Below are 259 nucleotides of genomic sequence, written 5' to 3'. Positions count from 1 at the left end.
AGAGAAAGAGCTAAAACCAGCGGCTATCGCTCACCTACAAGCAACAGGTGACAAACCAACGCCTAAGAAAGTTGATACCTTGCTAAAACCTGTATTGAGCAGCCTTGAAATCAACGCAGCACTTGCCGCTTTCAACGAGATTGGCGCGAGCGCTGAATACCTAAGCCTAGATGTATCGAACCATGAGTCAGTAGCGAAAACACTGGCGAATTTCGAAGGCATCACAGGTCTTATCCACGGCGCTGGTGTACTGGCTGAC

General features: G+C 49.0%; 1 protein-coding gene. It reads left to right on the top strand.

The features are described 5' to 3' along the window. A partial coding sequence (locus AB4496_RS28970) for a KR domain-containing protein (protein WP_372133567.1) occupies window positions 1-259 on the top strand: 259 nt, incomplete at both ends.

This window comes from Vibrio sp. 10N.222.46.A1 (assembly GCF_041473595.1).
Classification (GTDB): Bacteria; Pseudomonadota; Gammaproteobacteria; order Enterobacterales; family Vibrionaceae; genus Vibrio; species Vibrio tasmaniensis_A.
This window is presented reverse-complemented; position numbering and strand designations above follow the sequence as displayed.